Origin of the sequence: Deinococcus marmoris DSM 12784 (assembly GCF_000701405.1) — a bacterium.
Classification (GTDB): Bacteria; Deinococcota; Deinococci; order Deinococcales; family Deinococcaceae; genus Deinococcus; species Deinococcus marmoris.
Window position 1 is genome coordinate 1 of the sequence record NZ_JNIV01000184.1, and the last position, 3458, is coordinate 3458.

Here is a 3458-nt window from a genome sequence, read left to right on the forward strand (position 1 = left end):
AGCGCGTTTTTTGCGAGAGTAGCTCAGCTGGTAGAGCACTACCTTGCCAAGGTAGATGTCGCGAGTTCGAATCTCGTCTCTCGCTCCACAGTTTTTATCCAAGTAGCGCCCTCTATAACGGAGGGGGCTGTTCTGTTGATGGGTTTTTCTTGTGTTGATGGGTTTTTCTTGTTCAGTCGATCTCGATCTCTTCGGGATTCACATCCGTTTCTGGATACTGGGGATTCATGTCTTTCAGGGTCTCCAGGATGATTTGGCTGATCAGCAGGTTGCGAAACCATTTGTGATCGGCAGGAATCACATACCACGGAGCCGCTGCCGTGCTGGTGGTCAGGGCCTCCTCGTAGACCTTGGTGTACTGGTCCCACAGGGCGCGTTCCTCCAGATCGCCCGCATTGAACTTCCACAGCTTGTCGGGGTTGTCCAGGCGGTCTTGCAAGCGTTCCTCCTGCTCGTCCTTGCTGACATGCAGATAAAACTTGAGAACGCGCGTGCCAGAGTCGGTCAACAGGCTCTCGAAATTGCGGATGTGGTCCAGTCGCTGCTCGGCGGTCTTGTCGTCGATCATGTCGTGGACGCGGGTGACCAGCACATCCTCGTAATGGCTGCGGTTGAAGACGGCGATCATGCCCGTTTTCGGGGTCTGGGCGTGGATGCGCCACAGGAAGTCATGGGCCAGTTCTTCTTCAGACGGCACCTTGAAGTTGGCGATACGGACCCCGTTGGGGTTGAAGGCCCCAATAACGTGCTTGACCGTGCCGTCCTTGCCGCCCGCATCCCGCGCCTGCAAGACGATCAGGAGCGACTGCTTGTTCTCGGCGTAGAGGCGTTCCTGCCACCCGGCCAGATCGTCGGCCAGCAGCTCGGCCAGTGCCTTGCCCTCCTTCTTGTCCATGCCCCCGTTCTCGTCGGTCTTCCAACTCTTCAGTTTGACTGACTTGCCGACTTTCACGCGGTAGTCTGCGGTTTTGAGTTCCATGCCCGTGAGGCTAGCACCTCCCCCCTGATCAGGCCGCTGCTGTGGGATGGGCAAATATTGATCTATGCTGCACCCATCGTGCGCCCCCCGCCTCTGACCCCGACTTGTTCCCAGACCGCCGAGGCTCAGGCTTGACCCGGTCCAGCTATGACCATCTGGACCGGGAAGTGCTGATTGCTCTGCTGGAGCAGAGGGATGCAGAGCAGCAATTCGGACTGGTCTGGGAGCGTCCCGGTAGCGCCGAGGAAGAGACGTCCGTGACCGCACTGGACCTCGATCTGGGTCTGAGCGTGGGGGACGCGCCGTACCGCAATCTGGTCATCGAGGGCGACAATCTGGACGCCCTGCGCTTCTTACACTTGAGCCACCGGGGAAGGATCAAATGTATCTATATCGATCCGCCCTACAATACCGGGGGGCAGGAACTGGCTTATCAGGACCATTACCACGGCAAGGATGACACCTACCGACATTCCGCCTGGCTGGAATTCATGGCCCAGCGCCTCAGGCTGGCGCGCGAGTTGCTGACGCCGGACGGCGTGTTGTTCGTCTCCATTGACGATTACGAGGTGGCCCGCCTGACCCTGCTGCTGGATCAGGTGTTCCCTGGAGGGAAGGTGGGCACCTTCGTGTGGCGGCGGCGCTCGGGCAGTAATGACGTGCCCGCCAGCTTCCTCAGCGTCGATCACGAGTATGTGCTGTGCTACGCGCACCCCGGTTTCTCGTTCGCGGGGCTGGATAAGGATCTTTCGGGTTACAGGGACCATGATCCAGGCAATCCCGATCCGTGGAAACGTGGCGATCTGTCCAAGTCTCATGACTACCGCGCCCGCCCTAACGGTTTTTATCCGATCCATGATCCGCAGCAAGACGTCTGGTATGCGCCCAATCCCAAACGGGTCTGGGCCTTCGCCTCGGAGGGGTTGGTGAAACCGGGCCAGAAGCTGCGGCGCGAGACGATGGAGCAACTGATCCGGGAGGGGCGGGTGATCTTTCCGAAGAAGGACCGCACCGCCTTTTACACCACGCTGGATGAATTGCTCGTCGCCATCACGGAGGGTCATGCCCCGCATTTCCTCCAGTTGGGTCTGTTCGCCACCCCGGAGGAGGAGACGGCGTATCTGTCGCAGTACGTCGGCAGACGTCTGGGCTACGGCACGCCCGGCTATAAGCGTTTCCGTTCACAGGTCAGGCGGTCCAGCAAGCCGATTTCGAGCTGGATCGTGGGTCTGAAAGAGGATGACGGCGCGGAGGACCGGACGGTGCTGCACAGTGGCCTGAATGCCGAGGGAACCGTGCTGCTGGGGCAGATGCTCCAGTCGGCAGGCGTGGGGTTCAGTTACCCCAAACCGCTGTCGCTGGTGCAAACGCTGATCGCGCAGGCCACCGGCCCGGAGGACACCGTGCTGGACTTCTTCGCGGGCAGCGGCACCACTGCCCATGCCGTCCTGGCGCTGAATGCCGCCGACGAGACCTCAAACCGCCGCTTCATCCTGGCGTCCTCCACCGAGTCCACCGCGCAGGAGCCGCAGAAAAACCTGTGCCAGTCGGTGACCCGCGAGCGGGTAAGCCGGGCCATCCAGGGCTACACCCACCGCACCCGCTCCGGCCCGGTGGAGGTGGCGGGGCTGGGTGGAGACTTCGCCTACCTGCGCGCGGCTCCCCTGACACCCGGGAAGACGGCCCATGACCAGGTCTGGTTCGCCCTGCAACTGCGTCACCTTCAAGTATTGGGTGAATATCGCCCGGATTACGCCCTTCAGCAGCAGTGGACGGATGAGCTGGCGCTGTTCTATCTGGCCGAAAGCAGTCCTGAAATGCTGGACGAGGTTCGGGGACTGGCTGAGGCGGCGCGGCGGCCCGTCGTCGTCTATAGCTGGTCGTCAGTGGGCGTGGGCCTCAAGTTGGAGAACGTGACCATCTGCGCCGTCCCGGCAGAGCTTCGTGAAGCGTTTGGAGAAGCGTGCCCCTGACTGCCGCAGATGCCGTTCCCCTCCGCGATCTGGTCTCGGAGGCGCTGATCCAGACGGCTGCCGTCACCTGTGCCCGGCTGCTGCCGCATGTGCGGGACCGGGCGGACCTGCATGACCGCGATCCGCTGGAGAAGTACCACAACCTGCTGATGGGTGAGATCGCCGAGCTGGCGGTGATCGCGTACCTAGTGGGGCAGGGAAAACATGCGCTCTCGGCGGTGGACAAGGGGGCCGCGACGCCCGACGCGGGCCACGACATTCTCGTGCGGCGCAGGGACGGCACGGCAGCGAAATGCTCGGTGAAGTCCTCGCTGTCGTATCGGCATGGTATAGAGGCGATTCCGGGGCAGTTCCGCCCTGCCTTCAACCGCCGGGAGCCACGCGACATCAATATTCAGGTGTACTTCCATTACCAGTTCAGTACTGGACAACTTGATGTTGACAGTGTTCTGAACGGCATTTTTGCCGTTTGGGCATTTGATCGTAGTCTGAAACGGCAGTAGGCG

General features: G+C 61.2%; 3 protein-coding genes and 1 tRNA gene. 3 read left to right on the top strand and 1 reads right to left on the bottom strand.

Annotation, left to right across the window (positions count from 1 at the left end; genetic code table 11):
• Positions 1 to 12 precede the first annotated feature (12 nt).
• Positions 13 to 88, top strand: a tRNA-Gly gene (locus Q319_RS0122710).
• A gap of 84 nt (positions 89 to 172) precedes the next feature.
• On the opposite strand, the gene Q319_RS0122715 is transcribed toward Q319_RS0122710, so the two are convergent.
• A complete protein-coding gene (locus Q319_RS0122715; protein ID WP_029484676.1) occupies positions 173 to 979 on the bottom strand; it encodes a polyphosphate kinase 2 family protein in 807 nt (268 codons plus the stop codon).
• Between the two features lie 131 nt (positions 980 to 1110).
• Between Q319_RS0122715 and Q319_RS0122720 the strand changes: the two genes are divergently transcribed.
• Positions 1111 to 2952, top strand: coding sequence for a site-specific DNA-methyltransferase (locus tag Q319_RS0122720; RefSeq protein ID WP_162178703.1), 1842 nt, complete (start codon positions 1111 to 1113; stop codon positions 2950 to 2952).
• Entirely contained in the window at positions 2943 to 3455 is a 513-nt protein-coding gene (locus Q319_RS0122725) for a hypothetical protein (protein ID WP_029484678.1), read from the top strand. The genes Q319_RS0122720 and Q319_RS0122725 overlap by 10 nt, the downstream gene beginning before the upstream one ends.
• Positions 3456 to 3458 lie beyond the last annotated feature (3 nt).

Bases quoted from the DNA above. Each gene is read 5' to 3' on its own strand.
- Q319_RS0122715 (WP_029484676.1), bottom strand. From the start codon at position 979: ATGGAACTCAAAACCGCAGACTACCGCGTGAAAGTCGGCAAGTCAGTC.